Here is a 23,835-nt window from a genome sequence, read left to right as displayed (position 1 = left end):
GAATTATCGTATTATCCGTTGTTCAGATTCGATTGTTGCCTGATAAAAGGAGACCACTTCATTAAAAATACGACTAACAGTTTCGTCATTACTGCGCTCGTGGTTACTGAGATAAATGTCCAGATTTACAAGGTCATGCTCGGGCCAGGTATGGATGGAGATATGACTTTCGCTCAAGCAGATCACGGCTGTAAACCCCTGGGGCGAAAAATTATGATATACTTCTCCCAGTTTTGTCAGGGAAAAGACGGTTATTAACTTATCTGCAAGCTTTTGGAAGCCGGTATAGTCATTGGTTTTGGCCCGGTCGCTTGTTTTTAAGGTTGCAATTATATGCGTTCCTGGTTTGTACATCCTCTATCAGGAATGAAATTACAAAAAAAGTTTTACCATTTGATCGATGCGGTTGCTTTCTCCAAAAAATCCCGTTATTTTCTCAATGACCTGTTCTACCAGTGCATCCGGACAGGAAGCGCCACTGGTGATCAGAATCTTTACAGGATGATGCTCCGGCAGGAAGTTGCGGGTCTGTAATTCCTCGCGGGTATGGAAATTATAATGCATGATCGCATCACGGCTGAGGATCTTTTCTGCGTTGCTGATAAAATAGGTAGGCAGCCGTTCTTCACAAAGCTCTACCAGGTGGGAAGTATTGGAGGAATTATAGCCGCCAACCACGATCGCAAAATCAGCGGAAGTATCCAGCATGGCACTTACGGAGGTCTGGTTGTCATTGGTGGCATAGCACAATGTGTCCCTGGTGTCAGCAAACCGTTCGGCTAGTGTTTCTTTTGTTAACTGGTATTTATCGATCATCACCTGTTTCAGGTAGTCAGCGATCGCCTGGGTGTCGCTGGCCAGCATGGTGGTCTGGTTCACCACACCGATCCGGTGCAGGTCCCGTCTGATATCAAACCCGCTGCTGTACTGCCCTTTAAACTCTTCATAAAAAGCTTCGGGCGGCTTTTCACCGGTGATGTATTTTGCCAGCTCAATGGTCTGCCGCATGTTCTTTACCACTACGGAGGGCGCATTGAATGCGGCATGGGAAAAGGTTGCCCGCGTTTCCTCATGTGTGGGTTTACCGTGTATGACGATGGAGTAATCCTTTTTGGCGATCCCCTCGCTCCGGTTCCAGACCTTTTCCACAAAGGGACAGGTGGTATTGTATTTTTCAGTATGGATCCCGATCGTGTTGAGCCGCTTTTCTATTTCCAGGGTGGTGCCGAAGGCGGGGATCAGCACAATGTCTTCCGGTTGAAGCGCATCAAAGGGGATGATCTGATTGCCATGGGTGTCCTGAAGAAAATGTACGCCTCTTGAAAGCAGGTCTTCATTTACCTGTGGATTGTGGATCATTTCGCTGAGGAGGTAAATCCTTTTTCCGGGATTTTCGGCAATGGTTTTGAAAGCGATCTCGATGGCGTTCTCCACTCCGTAACAAAAGCCAAAGTGCCGGGCAAGGTAGATCTGCACCGGGCCGAAGTCCAGAAAAGTAGGCGTGAAGTCCTTTTTTAGTTTGTCGGCCTCCTTACGCTTCTTTTTTATGGCAGATATCAGCGGGCTTCTGTAAAAAACGGGTACATCAAATTGCTTCATGGCGCAAAATTACTCTTTATCTGCTATAAGGTGAAAACAGATACCGGAAGTGGTAGTAAAATGGCGGTTTTGAGGTCCGCTTCGCGGGAAAAACGCCGTATCTTCCGTAAAACAATGCCATGTTCAGGATCAGTTTAATAATAGTTTTGGTGATAACAGCCGGGGCTTGTAAATTGATGCCCAGGGATAACAACAAACCAATGAAGGAAAAATCAACAGCAAGGGCGCAAAAAGAAGGTACAGACTGGAAACATACGACCAGTATTTATGAGGTGAACCTGCGGCAGTACACGGCAGCAGGCACTTTTAATGCGTTTGCCGCCGCCCTTCCCCGGTTGAAGGAGATGGGCATTCAAACACTCTGGTTCATGCCGGTGACGCCTATTGCGAAGGAAAAGCGAAAGGGGACACTCGGCAGTTATTATGCCTGCTCCGACTATACAGCAGTGAATCCCGAATTTGGAACAATGCAGGATTTTCAGCAATTGGTAAAACAGGCCCATGCAATGGGTTTTAAAGTGATCCTCGACTGGGTGGCCAATCATACCGGCTGGGGCCATGTATGGACCGTTTCCCATCCTGAATACTACCTGAAAGACAGCACCACCGGTACGTTTAAGGTGGCCAGCGGAATGGATGACATCATTGAGCTGAACTACGGGAACCCGGCATTGCGGAAGGCCATGATCGATGCAATGAAGTACTGGGTAACAGAAGCAGCTATCGATGGTTTCCGCTGTGACCTGGCCTCCTGGGTGGAACTTGATTTCTGGAAAGAAGCCCGCCCGCAGCTGGACGCGGTGAAGCCTTTGTTCTGGCTGGGGGAATACGATGAACTGGAGAACCCGGATTATGGGAGGGTGTTTGATGCCAGTTATTCCTGGAAATGGATGCATAAAACGGAGGACTTTTTCAGACAAAAACAACCGCTGTCCGGATTATACGACCTGCTGCTGCAATACAATACCATTGGTGATTCCAGTATGCGCGCCTGGTTTACAAGCAATCATGATGAGAACAGCTGGAACGGGACCGAATATGAAAAATATGGCCCATTGGCAATACCGCTGGCGGTATTCAGTTGTACCTGGAACGGTATCCCGCTGATCTACAGCGGACAGGAAATTCCGCTGAAAGACAAACGGCTGCAGTTCTTTGACAAAGATCCTATTCGGTGGCCGGAGAAGCCCGCTCTTCATGATTTCTACAAAATACTGCTGCACCTGCATGCCACCCATCCTGCCCTGAAGGGAGGGGATCCGGATGTAACCACATTTAAACTATCAACTACTGCGGATGACAGGATCTTTGCCTACCTGCGCAGGAACGGCAGCCGGGAAGTGCTGGTCGTGCTGAATTTTTCCGATGCTTCCAACCTTCGTTTCGATATAACGGATGCGCACCTGACGGGCCCGTTTAATGATGCATTTTCCGGTGCGGCCCGTGATTTCTCCGCCACTAGAAATTTTGAGATACCGGCGTATGGGTATTTTGTGTATGTGAAGTAGCTATCAGATTTGAGCTATCAGAATTCAAATCTGAATCTGTAATCTCAGCTCTCAACTCTCAAATCACTGAGAGGCTGATAACTCAACGCTGCAGGCCTATTGCTGAAAAAACATGGATCTGTATCGGCCAATAAAAAGTAACAGGTGAAATGCAGATTAAATAGCAAGCTGTAATCTCAGCTCTCAAATCTCAACTCCCAAATCACTGAGAGGCTGATCGCTCAAAGCTGAAGGCTTACAGCTTATCGCTATCCATTCCCATGTATATAATCCTGCAGATGATTGATCGTTTCCTTTTGCTGCAGGATGGTTTCTTTTACCACATCGCTGATGGAAATGATCCCGGCGAGACGGGCGTTGATAAATACCGGCAGGTAGCGGATATTCTTGTCGCTCATCAGTTCCATACAGTGCTCCACCGAATCTTCGGGAGAGATATGCGGAAGGTCGGTAGACATAATCTCTTCCACCGTGGTGTCTGAAGAGTGCTTGCCTTTCAGGATCACTTTCCGGGAATAATCGCGTTCGGTGATGATTCCCAGGTAGTTCTCTCCCGTCATAACCACCAGGGCCCCAATATTCTTATCGGCCATCAGTTCCAGTGCCTGGTATACGGTAGTGGAAGGTGGTATGCTGATCGTGTCATGCCCTTTACGGGCAAGTATATTAGAGACTTTTGCCATGGTAGCAATGTTTGATTTAGATCAGCAATATATCAAAAAAAAAGCAAAAATCCTAATCGGATCCACGGCTCTGGCCTCCGCTTCATCGTGCATTGGCGGCAGCTGAAAGCTTATTGTTCATGAACCAGCTCTTCTGTGCCGTAGTCTTTTATCACATTATAAAGAGTACCTCTTTCCACTGGTTTGCGTTTGGCCTGGCGGATCAGTATTACGAGGTCTTCGGTGGACATGGAAGGGGTCTGTTCCTCCGACCCGGCCATCGAATATATTTTTGTGGTATCGTCAATGGTACCATCCAGGTCATTCACCCCAAAAGAAAGGGACAGCTGTGCATTCTGACGCCCCAGCATCGGCCAGTAGGCCTTCAGGTGCGGGAAATTGTCCATATAGATGCGTGCGATCGCGTAGAGCCGCATATCTTCCACCAGGGTGGATTCCGGAATATGGCTCATGTCATTGTCCTTATTGCGGAATTTCAGGGGAATAAAGGTGTTAAAACCTCCTGTCCGGTCCTGCAGCTCGCGCAGGCGGCGCATATGGTCCACGCGGTCCTCAAAACGCTCAACATGTCCGTACAGCATGGTGGCGTTGGTATGCATGCCGAGGTTGTGCGCCGTTTCATGGATCTTCAGCCATCCTTCGGCGTCCACTTTATCCGGGCAGATCTGTTCGCGGACGCCGGGTGCAAAGATCTCGGCCCCTCCGCCGGGGAGGCTTTCCAGACCGGCATCTTTGAGGTATTGCATGCCTTCGGCAACGGTTTTTTTTGCCTTCCGGAACATGTAATCCAGCTCTACGGCTGTAAATCCTTTTATATGAAGCTCCGGCCGGTGCTCCCTGATCTTGCGGAGCAGTTCTGCAAAAAATTCCAGGTTCATTTTCGGGTGTACTCCGCCCACAATGTGCACTTCGGTCACCGGTTCATTGTCGTATTTTTTTACGATGTCCATCATCTGCTCCAGGCCCAGTTCCCAGGCCTCGTCCCTGTGGGCATACAGGCGGCTGTAGCTGCAAAAATTGCAGGTATAGATGCAGGCATTGGTGGGTTCTATATGAAAATTCCGGTTAAAGTAAGTAGCATCGCCATGCAGCCTTTCGCGTACGAAATTGGCCAGGGAACCTACAAATCCCAGGCTGCCTTTCTCAAAAAGCAGGAGGGCCTCTTCGTCGGTGATGCGCTGGTTATCGTAAACTTTCCGGGCTATATTTTTCAGGTCGGTATCTTCAGGTAAAAAATGGGTCTCTAACACTGTTGTCATGCTGCGTATTTTTTGCAAATTTAACGCTTTTCGTTTTAGGTCTGTACCGGAGTGGCCTGGCCGGTTGTTTTAAGACTGAAGATTTCCTGTTGGTCTGCAAAACCAAAGAACATTTGTTAGGTGGAATCTGCAAAAACTTCGGGTTTAATAGTTATCTTCAATCGCTGTATCGCAGGACAGAAAACTAAAGTTTACTATGAGTTTAAAATTCAGATTGACTATCTTAAGCTTCTTGCAATTCTTTATCTGGGGAGCCTGGTTGATTACGATTGGCGCGTATTGGTTTCAAACCAAAAAATGGTCAGGTGGTGAGTTCGGGGCGATCTTTTCCACGATGGGAATCTCGGCTTTGTTTATGCCTACGGTAATGGGAATGCTTGCCGACCGGGTGATTAACGCAGAAAAATTATTGGGCATTTCACATTTGATGGGTGGACTGGTGCTGATGCTGGTGCCGCTGGTAGACAGTCCGGTGACCATGTTCCCGGTCATGCTGGTCAATATGATTTTTTACATGCCCACGATCTCGTTGGCAAACAGCGTCTCCTATACTTCTTTAAAAAATGTAGGCAAAGATGTGGTAAAAGATTTTCCGCCAATAAGGGTTTGGGGAACAATCGGATTTATTGCTGCAATGTGGACGGTCAGTTTGCTAAAACTTGAAAAAACTGCCGGTCAGTTTTATGTTGCGGCCGGAGCTTCTTTTTTACTGGCCGTTTATTCTTTCACCTTGCCCAAATGTCCGCCTCCATTAAAGGGGCAATCCAATAAAGAGGCAGGAGCCCGTATGGGTAAAGACATGTTTTCGCTGTTCCGGAACCGGAAAATGGCGCTGTTCTTTATTTTTTCCATGCTGCTGGGTGCGGCGCTTCAGCTTACGAATGCTTATGGAGACACTTTTTTGCACGATTTTGATAAGGTTCTGGAATATAAAGACACTATTGCCGTTAAATACCCGGCCATCATTATGTCTATTTCGCAGATATCAGAAACGTTGTTTATCCTGGCAATTCCTTTTTTCCTGAAACGATTTGGGATCAAACAGGTGATGCTGATCAGTATGATAGCCTGGGTGCTGCGGTTTGGCTTATTTGCTTATGGAAACCCGGCTGAAGGACTTTGGATGATCATACTTTCCTGTATTATTTATGGAATGGCGTTCGACTTTTTTAATATATCGGGTTCATTATTTGTAGAAACACAGAGCAGCCCCTCCATCCGGGCAAGCGCCCAGGGCATTTTCATGATGATGACGAATGGAATCGGCGCTGTTCTGGGAAGCGTGATCAGTGGTATCGTGATCCAGAAATTTTTTACTGCTGCAAACGGAGCAATGAACTGGCATGATATCTGGCTGAGTTTCGCCGGCTATTCTCTTGTGGTGGCGGTCCTTTTTGCCGTACTTTTTAAACACCGGCACAATCCACAGGCGGTTGAGAAGGTCGCCGGCCACTAGATGAACAGCCGTTAGCGGTCATTTGTCAGGCGGTTTACCTGTATTGACATTTTCTTCACAACTTTTTGTCAATATTGCCTGTTATTTAAATGGGAACTAAATTTGTTATTCTTTATCAACAATTAAATCAATTAAAATATTTCAAATGGCAAAAGAATTTAATGATTCCAATTTTCAGGCAGAGGTACTGGATTCTGATAAATTAACGGTAGTGGATTTCTGGGCTGAATGGTGCGGTCCCTGTCGCGCTATTGGTCCCGTAATTGAAGAATTGTCAAAGGAATACGAGGGTAAAGTGAACATCGGTAAAGTGAATGTGGATGTAAACCCGCAGGTTTCCATGAATTACGGAATCACATCTATTCCGGCGATCCTGTTCATTAAAAACGGCCAGGTGGTTGATAAGCTGGTAGGTGCGCAGCCCAAGGGCAATTTTGTAAAGAAAATCGAATCACATCTGAACTGATAGCAGTCTAGTTTATTATTAAGCCCCGGGATGCGATATCCCGGGGCTTTTTGCTGTGGGGATCAACAGATGCGGAATGGGGCCGGCATCCTGATAACGGCTTGATCCCCGTTTTTTATTAATGCCGGTAAGCTGTTTGCAGGTTTTCGGATACAGGCGGCAAAACTGGTCGCTGGGAAACCGGTTGCGCAAAAATGCCCGGCCTGCACGGGGCGGAACAGTTTTTGTCCGGAATGCAGCAGGGATACGGGTTACAGGGTATTGAACCCCTGGGTCCGTTTAAAGGTCGGGGGAGTGGTTTTACAAGAAAAATTTCCGGAGACGGGGTGTAAATGATAAAAACAATTAATTTTATCACTTCTGCATTGGGGCAGCACCCGTTGCTGAACAGCAGATCCTGATCATTTAGTGAAACATTTATCCATCAAAGATATTGCCCGGCTTGCCGGTGTGGCGCCGTCCACCGTTTCTTTTGTTGTAAACGGAAAGCACCAGGAAATGCGCATCAGCGAAGAGATGGTAAAGCATGTTCAGGCCATCATCAAAAAAACCGGGTATATCCCCAACCGGGCTGCTGCCAGTCTGCGCACAGGGAAAACACATGTGATCGGTCTGATCGTGGAAGATATCGCGAACGCCTTTTTTGCATCGCTCGCCAAATCTGTGGAATCGGTTGCGGCAAAGGTCGGCTACCGAGTGGTTTACGGAAGTACGGAAAACAGCGACGAAAGGGGCAATGACCTGATACAGCTGCTGGCAAAGCAGGTGGATGGTTTTTTGATCACCCCGTCCACCGGGATGAAGGCCAGTGTGCAGGCCTTAAAGAAGACCCGCAAACCACTGGTGCTGATCGACCGGTACTTTCCCGGAGAAGAAATTCCCTTTGCCCTTGTAGATAACTATGCCGGCGTAAGCCAGGCCACAGAATACCTGATCGGGAAGGGCAAAAAGCAGCTCGCATTTGTAAATGTTGCCACGAGCCAGGTGCAGATGGAAGAGCGGGAGCGGGGCTTTGTGGAAGTGATGCGTACCCGGGGACTTTTTCAAAAGAAGCTTTTATTGCGGTTGCCCTATTACCAGGATAAGGCACAATATGAGCCGCGTATCCGTAATTTCCTTCAGAAACATACAGAGATCGATGCCATTATTTTTGCAACGAATTACCTGGGAATGTTTGGTATAAAGGCATTAAAGGACCTGGACATTGCCATACCCGGACGGGTATCGGTACTGAGTTTTGATGACACCGACCTTTTTCGCTTTTCATCTCCTGCCATCTCGGTGATCAGCCAGCCGGTGCAGGAAATTGCTGCTGAGGCTATGCGGCTGCTGCTGGATCAGATCAGCGGACAGAAGAAAAAGCCGGCACAGGAAGGCATCCTGATTCCCCCCGAACTTATTTTACGGAATTCAGTATAAAAAATTTTGTTAATTCACAACAGTGTCTTAATTTCATGGTATCGCAAAAACGATTTTGCTGACATTGAATCAGTTAACGCTTTTTCTGAAATCAGAACCGGCTTTAACATAAAAAAAGTTGCTTTAACGATTGAGGTTCGTATGATGTTTCACTAAGCCCTGTTCCGTTTAATAGTGTACAAGTACTTCGTGCACGTCAGACGCCCGCAGAACGGAAGGTATACCCTGGAAGTGCGTCGCATCATAAGTTTGAAAGAACAGCAACTTCGCACGCCCGTCCGCTGCAGCAACGCAACGGCAGAACGGGATTGTATTGCATGTTTGATATTAAACCAACAATTAATCATTTTTTATGAAGTATTTTCTGTTGCTGCTGCTCGTGACCGTATTTGCCGTCTGCAGTAAAAAATCAGCTGGCCAGGGGACGGATTCATTGAAAAGGGTTACCGGTGTTGTAAAGGACGACCAGAACCTCCCGTTACAGGGGGTGAGCGTACAGGTGAAGAACAGTACGGCAGGTACCATTACCAACGACCAGGGCACGTTCGGCATCAGTGTGCCCAGTAATACGGCGGTACTGGTCTTTTCCGCGGTCGGCTACCGGTCGCAGGAAATAACGGTGGGATCTGCGCTGAATTTTGATATCACCATGCTGCTGACCGCCGACAGCTCGATGGATGAAGTGGTGGTGGTAGGATACGGTACCCAGAAGAAGTCTTCACTTACCGGGGCCGTCTCTTCTATAAAAGGGGAGGACATCCGGACCACCAAAAATGAGAATCCCCAGAATATGCTGACGGGAAAAGTGCCCGGTGTGCGTATCGTTCAGAAAACTGCGGAGCCGGGTGCGTTCAATAATGCGTTTGATATAAGAGGGTTCGGATCTCCGCTGATTATCATAGACGGAGTGCCCCGTTCTAATGCCGATTTTCAGCGGATGAATGCAAATGATATTGAAAATATTTCAGTGTTAAAAGATGCATCTGCTGCTATTTATGGTGTACGTTCTGCGAATGGTGTTGTGTTGATTACAACAAAAAAGGGTAAGAACAACGAAAGTATTTTATCCTATGATGGCAGCTTTATGTGGCAGTTCCCTTCGGGGTTGCCAAAAACAGTGGACATTTATGAATACATGACCTTGCGCAATGAGGCTGCCATGCACAACATCAACGGAGGTTCCCCGGTTTATAACGATCAGGCATTTGAGGATTACAGAAGCGGTAAGAAAAAAAGCTACGACTGGTATCCGCTGGTCTTTGCCAAGTCGGCACCGCAAACCCAACATAACTTAAGTGTGACCGGAGGGAATGAAAAGATTCAGTATTATGTCGGAGGCGGGTACCTGAATCAGAGCAGCTTTTTTCAGACCAATGACCTGAACTATAATAAATACAACCTGCGGACCAGTGTTACCGCAAAAGTTGGTAAGCGATTCACCCTGGATGCAAACATTAATCTTGTTTCAGAAACGATCAATCAGCCTTATCAGAGCGCCTGGTGGATCATCCGGGGGTTCTGGAGACAGGGGCCTCACATACCAGCCTATGCAAATGATGATCCCACAAGACCTTATCATGGGTTGATTGAAGGAGATAACCCGATATCGTTTATGGACAAGGATATAAATGGTTACCGGGTTTACAAAAACAGCTGGGTGCAGCCTGTTTTAAGTTTAAGGTATGATATCCCGGGTGTAACAGGCTTATATGCTAAAACATTGTTCAGCTATGATTATTCCATTTCCAACAGGAACTATTATCAGAAGGAGTATAAGCAGTACCGGTATGATGAAACGACCAAGGAGTATGCTACTTTTACCCGGCAATCCCCTGACCGTGTAACCCGGGAAGCTTATTTTTATTCGCAGCTTCTTAGTCAGACCTCACTTAACTACAACCGGGTATTTAATAACCGGCATCAGGTAGATGGTGCGCTGATCTGGGAAGTACAGAAAAGGGAAGGAGATAATTTTATAGCCCAGAGAGATCTGGCATTGCAGCTTCCTTATTTGTTTGCGGGTATTTCACTGAACCAGCAAGGCCGGATGAGTACGGAACCGGGAGATTTTTACGAAAATGCCAATGTGGGTCTGGCCGGCAGATTGAATTATGCATTTAACAATAAATACCTTGCCGAGTTCCTGTTCCGTTATGATGGATCATCAAAGTTTGCCGGAGGGTATCAATGGGGTTTCTTTCCGGGAGCTTCAGTGGGGTGGCGGATATCCGAGGAGCCCTTTTTTAAGAATGCGACGGCCCTTTCATTTGTGAAGCAGCTGAAATTGCGTGCCTCCTATGGTACAATGGGAGATGACGGTGCCTCTGCTTATCAATGGGCGCCGGGATATGTGTACCCTTCCAATACCGACACCAGGAATTTTACCGGCGGCTATGTGTTTGACGGAAATTTTGTTGCCAGTGCCAATAATAAAGGGATCATCAATCCCTCGATAACCTGGTTTACTTCCAAATCGTTTGACGCCGGGATCGATTTTGTAGGCTGGAACGGTTTGCTGGGGATTACATTTGATTATTTCAACAGGAGGCGGGATGGTCTGTTGTCTGCGCGTAATGGCGGTATACCGACCGTGGTTGGAGCTGCACTACCCGAAGAGAACCTGAACAGCGATCTGAATTATGGGTATGATTTTCAGATCACACACAATAATAATATTGGAGAGATGGCCTATAGCTTAAGTGGTATTTTTTCTTATGCCCGCATAAAAGCGTTATATGTGGAAAGAGGGCCTAACGGGAGCTCCTATTCCAACTGGAGAAATAACCAGAACGACCGCCTGCAGAATATATGGTGGGGCTATACCGGTGATGGCCGCTATGAGTCCTGGGAGGAGATCTGGAACAGCCCGGTATATGTGGGGCGTGGCACATTGCCGGGGGATTACCGCTATGAGGACTGGAACGGGGACGGAGAGATCAATGACCTCGACCGGCATCCCTATCAGCTGAGTTCAACGCCCTGGATCAATTATGGCTTTTCCGCCAGCTTTTCTTATAAAGGGATTGATCTGTTCTTCCTCCTCCAGGGGTCGGCACTTTCCACCGTGCAATACGTAGAGCAACTGTATCAACCCCTGTGGGGCAATAGTGAGTCCGGGGCAATGGTACAATTTATGGATCGCTGGCATCCAAAAGATCCCAAGGCGGACCCCTATGACCCTAAGACGGAGTGGATCCCGGGGTATTATGGTTATACCGGAACTTTGCCGGATGCAGGATCTTCCTATAATTCCGTTAATGGCGCTTATCTCCGCCTGAAATCGGTGGAACTGGGCTACTCGCTGCCTGAGAAATGGTTAAAAAGACTTGCGGTAAAAAATACGCGCTTCTATGTGAATGCATACAATCTGCTTACATTCACAAAGGTGCGGTATATAGATCCGGAGCATCCGAGTGATACTTATGGCTACCTGTATCCGTTGAATAAGACAGTTTCGGTTGGTTTAAATGTTACCTTTTAAAATTCTGACCAATGAGAATAAAATATTTTACATATGCATTGCTGAGTCTTTTTTGTTTAGTCAGCTCCTGTAAAAAATTCCTGGATATTCCGCCAAAGAATATTGTGGAAGAAGAGGAGTTGTTTTCTTCTCCAAAAGGGATGATACTGTATCTATCCCGGATGTACAGCCAGATGCCTTTTGAAGATTTTAAATATTCTCCGGCCCGCCAATTCTTCGATGACTGGCTGGTAACCCCTGGAACCAACGAAGGCTCTTCATTGGGACGGGATGCGGGTGAGGCCATGACCTCTGAAGGATGGGCCCGCAACGGTGCATATTGGGTGAGGGGCTTTAATTTGTTGAGGGATGCAAACATTCTTCTGGATACACTGCCAAAGTATAAGTCCAATTTCAGCGAAGCTGAATTTAATCAGTATAATGGCGAAGCTTATTTTGCCCGGGCTATGGTATTTTATGCATTGGCGAAAAGATATGGCGGGGTTCCCCTGGTAACAAAAGTGCTGAAGTATCCGGAGAGCCCGGCGGCAGAACTGGAAATTCCCCGTTCCAGCGAAGAAGAAACCTGGAACCAGGTGCTGGCAGATTTTGACAAAGCCGCGGAATTCCTGCCGGAGGCCAGTCCTGTAAAAGGATATGCCAATAAATACGTGGCGCTTGCCTTTAAATCGGAGGCCATGTTGTTTGCCGGCTCTGTGGCAAAGTACAATGAAATCACCGGCTTTGGACAAAAAACCAAGGTACGGGTGATCGGTTTTGATGCCCAATCGGAAGTGGCCGCAAAGAAATATTTTACAGAAGCGTATAAAGCGGCAAGCGCTATAGTAAAATCGGGAAAATATTCTTTATACAAAAAGACATGGGCAGCCAATAATAAAGAAGCGCAATACCAGAACATGGTGGATATGTTCTTTGATGCATCCAGCCCCGAAAACATTTATACCAAGGATTATAAGTTCCCGGACCTGGCACATGGGTTTGATTCGTATAATATTCCGCGCCAGTTGATGGGAGGAAGCGGTTATTCCGCTGGTAATTGCCCTACGCTTGACTTTGTCGAATTGTTTGACGGGATTCCCAAAAATCCCAACGGAACCATAAAGGTGCTGGACGCTAACGGGAAGTATGTGCTGTATGATAAGGTAACGGATCTTTTCGCCAATGCAGAACCAAGATTACGTGCCTATGTGATCCTGCCGGGGGATGTGTTTAAAAAGGAAGAGATCGAAATTCGCCGTGGCATTTTTACCGGACCGGTAACGGGTGGTATTGCCCCGTTGCGCACGGTGAACGGAAGCACCAACTATTCGATCGCCGGTCCGCAGACCTATAACCAGGTAGATGCCTATACTGCAAAGGGGGCCTTTGCCGGTAACAAATCACTGTTTCTCTCACAGAATGGCACCACACATGAAGTGGTGAAGCTGCTCAACGGAACGGAGATGAATGGCGGAGGTAAAAGTGGTCCCTTTGGCAACTCGGATATGACCGCCGCTTTTACCGGGTTCACCATCCGCAAATGGCTGAACCCGAATATGCCGCAATCACTGGTGCTGGAAGGAAGATCAGAACAGTCATTCATCCTGATGCGGTATGCCGAGGTGTTGCTGAATGCGGCGGAAGCAGCGGCAGAGCTGATGCTTGCCGGTGAAAAATCCTATGAAGGAGATGACCTGCAGACGGTTGCTTACAATGCCATTAAAGACATCCGTGAAAGAGCAGGCGCAGATCCGCTGGTGAGTGCGGGTGATATCTTGGGCGCTCCGGGATTGAAAGTGATCCGTAAGGAACGCCGGAAAGAACTGGCATTTGAAAATAAGATCCTCTGGGACATCCGCAGGTGGCGCACCCAGCACTCGGATATGCTGAACGGCTTTACACAGGCGGATGGTGCTTATTACAGAGGATTATATCCGTTTTACTCATCTGTGGCCAATAAGTACTTCTTTGATGCCGGTTTTGAGGAAGCCCGCAAGCGCTTCCGGTTTACAGAACCGGAATATTATTTCCTGATTCCTTCTGATGAAGTAAATAAAAGTCCGGTTATCGATCAGCAACCCGGCCGGTAAGCGGATGCAGTGCTACAATCATAAAAAATAAGGTATGAAAAGATTATATTATATCATTTTGAACAGTGTTTTACTTGCGGGAATCTTTTCCTGCACAAAGATCGATAATTACGACGAGCCCAAAGAAACGCTGAAGGGAAGGGTAGTGGATGTAGCTACCGGGGAACCGGTGCTGACCGATCAGGGAAGCGAGGGCACAAGGGTGCGGATGCGGGAACTGAGCTGGACCGCCGCCAACCCGGAAAATCTTGATTTCTTCTGTATGAAGGAAGGGGTCTTTCAGAATACAAAAGTTTTTAAAGGAACTTACAATGTAAGAGTGGACGGAGCCTTTATCCCCCTGGTACGATTAAATGATAACGGAGACACCATTGCCAATGAATCAAAAACACTGGACATAAAAGGCGTGACAGAGCTGGAATTTAAAGTACAGCCTTTCCTTAAACTTGAATGGGTGGGCACGCCATCAGTGGCCAACGGAAAAATCACTGCTACGGTGAAAGTGACCCGGGCGGTAAGTCCGGCCGATTTTAAAGCCAAGATCGGGCCTATGGGAAACTACAGCGATGCCGAACTGGATGAAATGCTGCAGGTGACGGATGTGCGGCTGTTTGTAAGCCAGGTGCCCTATGTCGGGTACCGCGAATGGGATAACCGGTATTCTGTGATCAACGAATATTCGGGAAATGATTTTGAGGCCCTCCTGGGACAACCGATCACCATTACAACGCAGGAGACCATTCCTTCGGGACGGACGGTATTTATACGCGCTGCGGCACGTATAAATTATGCCACGGAAAATATCAAACGGCATAATTATAATGCAGCAGCACGTGTGGATATCCCCTAAAACCAGCTTAAAATTTAGCCATGAACCAGCTTCGATTATCTGTAACCGGACTCGTTATCTTTTTATTTATTGCATTCAGCGGACATGCACAGGAAAAAACTGCTTTTCAGATAGCGGCTCCCTGGAATCCGGCGTATGATGTACGGTCGGATATTGCCATTGTTTATGGAGTAAATGATGCCGGCGGCGGATTTGAAGAGCGGGTCAAAGGATGGCGGGATAAGGGATACCAGGTACATTTTATGACGGGCATTGCCTGGGGCCAATACCAGGATTATTTCAAAGGGACATTCGATGGAAAGCAGCATTTTGATGAGGGGCAGGTGCAGCAGAATGGCGATACGATCTGGCATGGAAAGGACGTGCCGTATATCGTTCCGTCGCAAAATTATCTCAACTATATCAAAACGCACCTGAAACGGGCTATTGATGCGGGTGTGACGGCCATTCATCTCGAAGAACCCGAATTCTGGGCAAGAGCGGGATACAGTGCGGCATTTAAGAAAGAATGGCAGCAGTATTACAATGCTCCCTGGCAACCACAACACGAATCGCCGGAAGCTACTTACCTTTCCTCCAAACTTAAATATCATCTGTACCTAAACGCACTCCGGGAAGCCTTTGCCTATGTAAAATCCTATGCCCGCAGCCAGGGAAAGGAGGTGCGCTGTTATGTACCGACGCATTCATTGCTGAATTATTCCTCCTGGAGGATCGTAAGTCCGGAAGCCAGTCTGGCCTCGCTTAAAGATATGGACGGTTATATCGCCCAGGTATGGACCGGTACTTCACGTGAGCCCGTGTATTATAACGGGGTAAAAAAAGAACGGGTGTTTGAGAACGCTTTTCTTGAATATGGTTCCATGGTTTCGATGACAGCGCCCACCGGTAAAAAGATGTTTTTCCTTACTGATCCGATCGAGGACTGGCCCCGCACCTGGGACGATTATAAGAAGAACTACCAGGCCACTTTTACAGCGCAGCTGCTGTATCCGACAGTGGCTGATTATGAGGTGATGCCCTGGCCGAACCGTATCTACCTGGGGCGTTTTAAACTGGAAAACGATACGACGCGGCACCCGATCTCAAAAGCATATGCCACACAGATGCAGGTGATGGTAAACGCATTGAATGAAATCCCTGTATCCCCCAACAAGATCAGCGGAAGTCATGGCATCGGCGTGCTGGTTTCCAATTCCATGATGTTCCAGCGTTTTCCGACCCATGCCGGCTATGAGGATCCCCAGCTCTCGAATTTTTATGGTATGGCGCTGCCATTGCTCAAGAACGGAGTTCCGGTGGAAACGGTACATATGGAGAATCTTGAAAATGAAAATACACTCCGGGATATCCGGGTGCTGATCATGAGCTATGCCAATATGAAACCGCTGAAACAGGAATACCACCAGGCGCTGGACCGTTGGGTGCGTTCCGGCGGCGTGCTGCTTTACTATGGAAGGGACAATGATCCGTTTCAATCCGTAAAGGAATGGTGGAACAGCAACGGACTTACTTATAAATCCCCCTCAGCGGATCTTTTCCGGTTGCTGGGTTGGAAAGAAGGACAGCAGGGTTTTGTAAAAACGGGTAAAGGCTGGGTGATGGTAAACCGGATGGATCCCAAGGAACTGGTGCTGGATGCTGGTCGTGACCAGCCGTTTTTGGATGAAGTAAAAAAAGCATATGAAACGCTTGCCCGTGCGGGGAAGCTGGAACATAAAAATTCCTTTTTGTTAAAAAGAGGCCCTTATGTGATTGCCGCAACACTTGATGAGAACACTGATAAACGACCGCTGACAGTCAGTGGCCCCGTAATCGATCTGTTCGATCCTGAATTACCGGTTCTGCCTGGTAAAACGATACAGCCGGGCCAGCAAGCATTCTTATACGATCTGAAAACTGTAAAAACAGACCGGCCAAAGATCCTGGCAGCTGCGGGGCGGGCATATAATGAGTCTTATCAGGATGGGGACTATAGCTTTTTGATGAAGAGTCCGTCCGGAACCCAGAACGCCATACGTATTTACCTGCCATCGGAACCTAAACAGCTAACGCTGAGTGAGGGCGGGACGGTTGTTACTCCCGCAGGTAAGCATTGGGACGCGACATCGAAAACCCTCCTGCTTCAGTTTGAGAACAGTAGTGAGGGGGTAGTAGTTGCGATGCACTTTTAAGAGGAGTTGGTTGAACCTTGTTGTTATCAAAGAGTCGGTGAATTTATATGATACATACAGCTGCGAAGTTAAAAGCGGATGTAAAATAGAGCAATAACAAATTGAATATTATGGTCTTTTTATCTGCGTTTTTTTTATTCAATAAATATGGGATTTAATTTGAAAAATTAAACGATTAAGCGTAACTTCGGTTTAAGGATTGAGAGATGGTCTTTTATATGATTGTATCCATAGCCTGGAACGCTTTCTGAAGAAATAAACTATAACTAATACGATTATTAAATCAAATTAACGATTAAAGCTTGCTATTCTGTTAAGTAGTATCGATTGGTATGTTTGATACCTGGTCCTAAACAAATTTTAGGGGTTGCTGCATTTTTTGCATGAATCAACGTACTTGATTGCTTCGCTTTATGGGATATCATTGCAAGTAATTAAACACAAAATGGTAATATGAAAGTAATAGGAGTGCTTTTATTTATTTGCTGCTACGGGGTTAGCTATGGCCAAACGAAAACCATATCCGGTGTTGTTAAAAATGCAACTGATAATGCCCCGTTGGCCGGGGTCACTGTAAGTGTCATAAAGGCGCCGGCCACTGCCACTACCGACGATAATGGTGAGTTTAAAATTAACGCCACAATTGGGGATACGCTTTTGTTTACATTTATAGGTAAGAACGAACATAAGGAAGTGGTGGGCGAAAAAAGTATTCTGAACATATTGATGTATGATGCTACATCCGGAATGGAAGAAGTGACCGTTGTTGCCTTTGGTAAACAGAAGAAGGCCAGTGTTGTAGGTGCAATCACTACCGTAAACACCAAAGATTTAAGAGTGCCGGCATCAAACCTCACCAGTGCCTTTGCAGGACGCATTCCGGGTCTTATCTCTTATCAGAATACCGGCGAGCCGGGGGCTGACAATGCGCAGTTTTTTGTGCGGGGGGTAACTACCTTTGGATATCAGGCAGCGCCGCTTATTCTTATTGATGGATTTGAGTCTTCTACTGATAACCTGGCACGCCTGTTGCCCGATGATATCGAATCCTTCTCTATTATGAAGGATGCGCTGGCCACATCGTTGTACGGAGCTCGGGGGGCCAATGGAATAATCATAGTAAATACAAAAACGGGCAAGGAAGGAAAGATCGCTGTAAATGCACGGATAGATGTAAACGTTGCTACACCTACCCGGAAAGTAAAAATGCTTGATGGAGTCCAGTACATGCGGCTTTATAACGAAGCCCGTGTATCGCGGGATCCGGCGTTGGGTACCTTTTATTCCGAACAAAAAATACAGTCTACCGCTAATGGCGAAAACCCTATGATATACCCTAATATAGACTGGCAAAAAGAGCTGTTTAAAAACTCAACAACCAATACAAAAGCTAATATCAACCTGGGAGGCGGCGGGCAGGTGGCCACTTATTATGTATCATTTGGGATGGATAAAGAAACGGGCCTTTTAAAAGTAGACCCAAGGAATAATTTTAATAATAATATAGATATCAGCAGATGGTTGATCCGGTCGAATGTGATTTTTAAACTGACTCCCACAACAAAGTTGGATACCCGGATACAGGGACGGTTTGAAGGCTATAAAGGGCCGTTTATATCGGCAAGCGACCTGTTCAGAAATGTAATGAACAGTAATCCGGTTGATTTTCCAGCTTATTATGAGCCTGATTCGGCCAATCTTTTTACTGAGCATATTTTGTTTGGCAGCACTTTTGTAAACGGCGGGCTGAAGGTAAACCCGTATGCGCAAATGGTGAGGGGATATGACGAAAGAAATGAGAGTACCATTACAGCGCAGGCAACTTTAATGCAGGATCTGGATTTTATTGTAAAGGGTCTCAAATTTCAGGGAAAAGCATCTGCCACTACCTGGAACAAGTATACCGGCACGCGGAGCTACTTCCCGTATTTGTATGAATTGGACTCGTACAATCAGGTCACCCGGGCACATACACTTTTTCCGTTGAATCCGACAACCGGTCAGGCCTACTTAGGAGATGTAAACCCTTCGAGAGATGGCGATGCTCTTTATTATTTCGAAGCGAGATTTAACTGGGATAAAATAATCGGCAAACACAATATCTCTTTAATGACGGTGGGTATGTGGCAGAATAAGTTGCTTACTGCCGGTAACAGCACATCTATTTACGAAACACTTCCAGAGCGGAATATGGGTAACTCAGGTCGTGCCAACTATACCTACGATAACCGTTATTTTCTGGAGTTTGCCTATGCGTATAATGGCTCGGAAAAATTTACCGGGGCACAGCGCTTTGGTTTTTTCCCGTCAGTAGGTGGTGGGTGGATGGTATCTAACGAAGACTTTTGGGAACCTTACAAAGATGTGATAAGCACCCTTAAGCTGCGTGGCTCCTGGGGCTTGGTGGGTAACGATGCCATTGCCGGCAGAAGTGGCCGTTTCTTTTATCTTTCAGACGTAGCGTACAGCACAAATATTTTTAATGATGGCTACCGCTGGGGCGAATCGTTTATGAATGCTTATCCGGGCTTTTTGATCCGGCGTTATGCCAATCCCAATATTACCTGGGAACAATCGGAAAAATGGAATGCAGGGTTGGAACTGAACCTGTTTAAAGAGTCCTTAAAAACCACGATCGATTTCTTTAAGGATAACAGACGGAATATTTATATGCCCCGGCAGAATTTTCCGGCAACAGCAGGTCTGGAAGCCGCCATCAGTGGGAATGTTGGCGAAGTGGCGTCAAAGGGGATCGATGCATCGATTGATTATACCAAGAGCATTACTGCGGATTGGTACATCAACCTGAGAGCCAACTTTACCTATGCTACCAATAAACTGGTAAAAATTGATGAAAAGGATTACCCCGACAAATACTTAAAACGACTGGGCAGCAATATTAATCAGCAGTGGGGACTGGTGGCGGAAAGACTGTTTGTTGATGATTACGAAATGAAGAACTCGCCGGTGCAGGATTTCGGAAGATATATGGCAGGGGATATAAAGTATAAGGATATTAACGGGGACGGTGTGATTAATGATAACGACAGGGTGGCACTTGGGTTCCCGACCGTCCCCGAAATACAATACGGGTTTGGTGCTACCATTGTGTATAAAACGGTTGATTTTAATTTTTTCTTCAACGGTAATGCCCGCACGTCATTTTTTATTGATGCTACCGCGGAAAGCAGGGGGGGCGGTGATCCCAGAGACGGTATTGCGCCATTTGCAAACCGGAGAAATGCGTTGGCGATAATTGGCGATGATTACTGGAGCGAGACCAACCCCAATGTACACGCGTTTTGGCCCCGGCTTTCTGCCGATCCGCTTGAAAATAATATGCAGCAATCCTCGTGGTGGCTGCGCGATGGTTCTTTTTTAAAATTAAGGTCGGTGGAGCTGGGCTATACACCCAATCTCAGCCGGTGGAAAATAAAATCAGGTAGCCGGTTTTACGTGAGTACCGAGAATCCGTTAATATTCAGTTCGTTTAAACTATGGGATCCGGAAATGGGGAGCAGGGGCCTGGGGTATCCGCCTAACAGAAGATTCAATATCGGGTTTCAATTATCATTATAAAAAATCAGTCAAATGAAAGTTATTAAATATATCACCTTTTTTATAATACTTGCGGCTCCGGCATCCTGTAAAAAATATCTTGATCTGGTACCGGACAATACCCTAAAGCTGGAGAATATTTTTACGCTCCGGGAGGATGCCTGGAATGCTTTGGCAAAAGTGTACAGCTATATGCCTAAAGATGGAGATGTGCATGCAACCACCTGGACCCTGGGCGATGAATGGATCGGACGACTGGATTATAATGACAATACGGGTTTATTAAGAGCAATGCGGATCATGCGGGGCCTGCAATCGCAGAGTTCACCGCAATTGGGATTATGGTCGGGCACGCAGGGCGGCAGGCCTATGTACCAGGCCATCAGGCAGGCTGATGTGTTTTTGGCTAATATAGACAGAGTGCGGGATATGACCGAAGTAGAACGCAGCGATTGGAAGGCCCAGGTGAAAATGCTGAAAGCTTATTATATGTTCCTGCTGGTAGAGCGCTACGGCCCCATTGTGATACCCGATAAAATTGCTGAACCTGAAACACCCACAGAAGAGCTTTTTCTTCCCAGGTCAAAAGTAGAGGACTGTTTTACCTACATTCTAAACCTGATTAATGAGGCCATCCCGTTACTGGACGAAAGGGCCGGTGAAAATGAAGCAGGACAGATCGACCAGATTGTGGCAAAAGCTATAAAAGCACGTATCTTATTCTTCAGAGCCAGCCCGTTTTTTAACGGGAACAGAGAATACTATGGTGATTTTGTAAATGAAAAAGGCGAACCGTTTTTTCCGCAGCAGTATGATAATGAAAAATGGAAACTGGCAATTGACGCGATAAATGAAGCGATTGCAATTGCAGAAGCTAACGGGAAGGGGCTTTATACGTTTGACAAAGTGCCTTATCTATATGACAGGACTGCATTTGATAAAAACGGAGCCAATATGCAAAAGCTGTATGATCTCAGGATGCTGATCGTAGATCCCTGGAATAAAGAAGTGGTTTGGGGCAACTCCAATATCGATTATTATGGTGGCGGTGAAATTCCGCATGGTTCCAATATGCGGTTGCCCGAAGGGTACGGAGATGGGGTAATAAACAACCCGGGATTTTCCTGGCAATGGCTGGGGGCTACCTATCAAATGGCCGAACGTTACTACACCAAAAACGGGCTGCCTATTGAAGAAGATCTTACCTTTAATATGAGCACCCGACAAAATATCACCCGCACACCGGGAGATGGAACATCCGAATATGAACCGCTGAGAGGTATCATGCAGCCCAATGTGGAAACCATTAATCTTTATTTGAACCGGGAACCCCGTTTTTACGCAAACCTGGCCATAACAGGGGGGTATTGGAGAACACATACCGTAAGGATAAATACTATAATGTATGCGAATCGTGATGGCGGCTTTAACTCTTCTCAGCATACTACCGATTATTTCGCTACAGGAATAGGTGTTAAAAAGTTTGTACATCCCGAATCGCAATCCGGTGCCTGGCAACGAACGGTTAAATATCCCTACCCGATCATCCGGATGGCTGATCTTTACCTGATGAAAGCTGAAGCATTAAATGAATATTCGGGTCCCAGCGCTCAGGTATATGAGGAAATAAACAAAATACGTCGCAGGGCGGGCATTCCCGATGTACAAACAGTCTGGGCGAATGGAAGTGTGTGCCGTACCCCGGGTAAACATTTAACTAAAGAAGGGTTAAGGGATATCATCCTGCAGGAGCGTTCGGTTGAATTTGCTTTTGAGGGCCAGCATTATTGGGATATGCTAAGACATAAAAGAGCACCGGCTGTATTTTCGGCGCCAATCTGGGGCTGGAATCATGCTGGCACCAATGGTCAGGACTTTTTCAGATTGCAGGTAAAACAGGAGCGCAGGTTTACGATTAACGACTGTTTGACCCCAATTGATTTGAATGAAATGAATACAAACGGGAAATTGATTCAAAACCCGGGTTGGTAAAAAAAAAAGATAAATCTGTAAATGATAACAATATGAATTTTAATAAGCGTTATTGTTTTCTGTTTTTAATATTGGCAGCCGTGTTTACAAGCTGCAAGAAAAAAGAAAGGTTTGAAACACAGGGCAACGACTCTACCCCTCCGGGCAAGGTTACCCTTAACGAGTACAAGCCGCTGTATGGAGGTGCGCGTTTCTTTTATACGCTGCCTAAAGATGAAGACCTGCTTGGAGTAGAGGCGGTATATACCAAATCCGATGGTAAATCATTCACGTTTATGTCATCCTACTTTGTAGATTCACTGGATGTATACGGGTTTGGCAGTATAAACGAATACAAGGTACAGCTTTTTGCTGTGGACAGGGCCGGCAACCGGTCGGAACCACTTGATGTTACAGTAACTCCGCTCGAACCTGCCTATTCCCGTGTAGCCAGTACTATCGAGGCAAAACCAGGTTTCAGTTCTTTCTTTCTCGACTGGACAAACGAGCTGGAGCAGAATATTAATGTGTATGTGGATTATGAATTTAAATTAAACGGGGAAAACAGAAAACTGACCACGGTCTTTTCTTCCAATACGCCAACGGACCGGAAATTTATTAATGACCTGGTCCTGGGCACAAATGAAAAAGTAAAAGTTGGTGTGCGGGTGGAAGATCTCTATGGCAATATAACCGAAACCATCAGCAAAGGAGAACTTACTTTGCTGGAGGATATAGAAATACCTAAACAAAACTGGACATTACCAAGTCCCGATGATTCTATTGGAGGCGTACCGATGGTTTTTGGAAATGGCCTGGAAGGCAGAAATTCTAAGGTGATTGACGGGATGATCGATAAAGGGGATAATCTGAACTTTATGCATACGGCCGGCAGGGGCAGAACAGGAAGATCGGCGGATGGTAATATGCCCTGGAATTTTATTATCGATCTTGGCGCGCACTACCAGATCAGCCGTATCATTACAGTACAACGCCACTCCGGTGGGTTGCAAAACGTCAGCCGGGGCCAGTATTACAGGTATGAAAATGTAGGGATATACAAGATTTATGTGTGGGACGATGCAAAAAATGAATGGGAATTTGTAACAGAAAATAAGGTACTTGAACCCCAGGGCTTGACCGAACTGGAATTTGTGAAAAAAGGCGAAGCCGGCGATATGGCATATATGTACCCCGATAATCCACAGTATACCAAACCTACCCGCTGGTTCCGGTATGAAGCTGTAAAAGGGTTTGGCGGAGATTATACATTGGATGACGCCAACTGCCTTTCGGAAATAACTCTGTTTGGTAAGAAAGCCAACTGATTTGCTGCCTTAAA

At 46.5% G+C, this 23,835-nt stretch carries 15 protein-coding genes; 11 read left to right on the top strand and 4 right to left on the bottom strand.

What is annotated here, in order from left to right; all coding sequences use genetic code 11:
* Positions 1-3 precede the first annotated feature (3 nt).
* Together speD and K7B07_RS00570 are read right to left on the bottom strand one after the other, a co-directional pair.
* Positions 4-354, bottom strand: a complete 351-nt coding sequence (speD, locus tag K7B07_RS00575; protein ID WP_223706491.1) for an adenosylmethionine decarboxylase — start codon at positions 352-354, stop codon at positions 4-6.
* Positions 355-372: 18 nt separating this feature from the next.
* Entirely contained in the window at positions 373-1,599 is a 1,227-nt protein-coding gene (locus tag K7B07_RS00570; protein WP_223706489.1) for a 4-hydroxy-3-methylbut-2-enyl diphosphate reductase, read from the bottom strand.
* A 200-nt stretch (positions 1,600-1,799) separates the two neighbouring features.
* On the opposite strand from K7B07_RS00570, the gene K7B07_RS00565 reads away from it, so the two are divergent.
* Positions 1,800-3,107 (top strand): alpha-amylase family glycosyl hydrolase, encoded by a 1,308-nt coding sequence (locus K7B07_RS00565; protein WP_223706488.1) that lies wholly within the window; start codon positions 1,800-1,802, stop codon positions 3,105-3,107.
* Between the two features lie 248 nt (positions 3,108-3,355).
* Here K7B07_RS00565 and K7B07_RS00560 read toward each other — a convergent pair whose 3' ends face one another.
* Together K7B07_RS00560 and mqnE are read right to left on the bottom strand one after the other, a co-directional pair.
* A complete protein-coding gene (locus K7B07_RS00560) occupies positions 3,356-3,790 on the bottom strand; it encodes a CBS domain-containing protein (protein ID WP_223706486.1) in 435 nt (144 codons plus the stop codon).
* Between the two features lie 110 nt (positions 3,791-3,900).
* Complete coding sequence (gene mqnE / locus K7B07_RS00555) at positions 3,901-5,049, bottom strand: aminofutalosine synthase MqnE (protein ID WP_223706484.1); 1,149 nt, start codon at positions 5,047-5,049, stop codon at positions 3,901-3,903.
* Between the two features lie 214 nt (positions 5,050-5,263).
* On the opposite strand from mqnE, the gene K7B07_RS00550 reads away from it, so the two are divergent.
* The 10 genes from K7B07_RS00550 to K7B07_RS00505 all read left to right on the top strand — a co-directional run bounded on the left by K7B07_RS00550 (position 5,264) and on the right by K7B07_RS00505 (position 23,821).
* Positions 5,264-6,505 carry a nucleoside permease gene (locus tag K7B07_RS00550; RefSeq protein ID WP_277355654.1) on the top strand — a complete coding sequence of 414 codons (1,242 nt, stop codon included), beginning with the start codon at positions 5,264-5,266 and terminating at the stop codon, positions 6,503-6,505.
* Between the two features lie 145 nt (positions 6,506-6,650).
* Complete coding sequence (trxA, locus tag K7B07_RS00545) at positions 6,651-6,971, top strand: thioredoxin (protein ID WP_018626163.1); 321 nt, start codon at positions 6,651-6,653, stop codon at positions 6,969-6,971.
* Positions 6,972-7,379: 408 nt separating this feature from the next.
* Positions 7,380-8,390, top strand: a complete 1,011-nt coding sequence (locus K7B07_RS00540) for a LacI family DNA-binding transcriptional regulator (RefSeq protein WP_223706480.1) — start codon at positions 7,380-7,382, stop codon at positions 8,388-8,390.
* 352 nt (positions 8,391-8,742) lie between these two features.
* Positions 8,743-11,871 carry a SusC/RagA family TonB-linked outer membrane protein gene (locus tag K7B07_RS00535; RefSeq protein ID WP_223706478.1) on the top strand — a complete coding sequence of 1,043 codons (3,129 nt, stop codon included), beginning with the start codon at positions 8,743-8,745 and terminating at the stop codon, positions 11,869-11,871.
* An 11-nt stretch (positions 11,872-11,882) separates the two neighbouring features.
* Positions 11,883-13,940 (top strand): RagB/SusD family nutrient uptake outer membrane protein, encoded by a 2,058-nt coding sequence (locus K7B07_RS00530; protein ID WP_223706476.1) that lies wholly within the window; start codon positions 11,883-11,885, stop codon positions 13,938-13,940.
* A gap of 34 nt (positions 13,941-13,974) precedes the next feature.
* Complete coding sequence (locus K7B07_RS00525) at positions 13,975-14,790, top strand: DUF3823 domain-containing protein (protein ID WP_223706474.1); 816 nt, start codon at positions 13,975-13,977, stop codon at positions 14,788-14,790.
* A gap of 20 nt (positions 14,791-14,810) precedes the next feature.
* A complete protein-coding gene (locus tag K7B07_RS00520) occupies positions 14,811-16,964 on the top strand; it encodes a hypothetical protein (protein ID WP_223706471.1) in 2,154 nt (717 codons plus the stop codon).
* 453 nt (positions 16,965-17,417) lie between these two features.
* On the top strand, positions 17,418-20,543 hold the full coding sequence (locus tag K7B07_RS00515; RefSeq protein ID WP_223706469.1) for a SusC/RagA family TonB-linked outer membrane protein: 3,126 nt from the start codon (positions 17,418-17,420) through the stop codon (positions 20,541-20,543).
* A gap of 12 nt (positions 20,544-20,555) precedes the next feature.
* Positions 20,556-22,514, top strand: a complete 1,959-nt coding sequence (locus K7B07_RS00510; protein ID WP_223706467.1) for a RagB/SusD family nutrient uptake outer membrane protein — start codon at positions 20,556-20,558, stop codon at positions 22,512-22,514.
* A gap of 80 nt (positions 22,515-22,594) precedes the next feature.
* Complete coding sequence (locus K7B07_RS00505) at positions 22,595-23,821, top strand: DUF4959 domain-containing protein (protein ID WP_223706465.1); 1,227 nt, start codon at positions 22,595-22,597, stop codon at positions 23,819-23,821.
* Positions 23,822-23,835 lie beyond the last annotated feature (14 nt).

The organism is Niabella beijingensis, from assembly GCF_020034665.1.
GTDB classification, from domain to species: domain Bacteria; phylum Bacteroidota; class Bacteroidia; order Chitinophagales; family Chitinophagaceae; genus Niabella; species Niabella beijingensis.
Note: the sequence above shows the minus strand (reverse complement) of the source record. Positions and strands in the feature narration are given on the sequence as shown.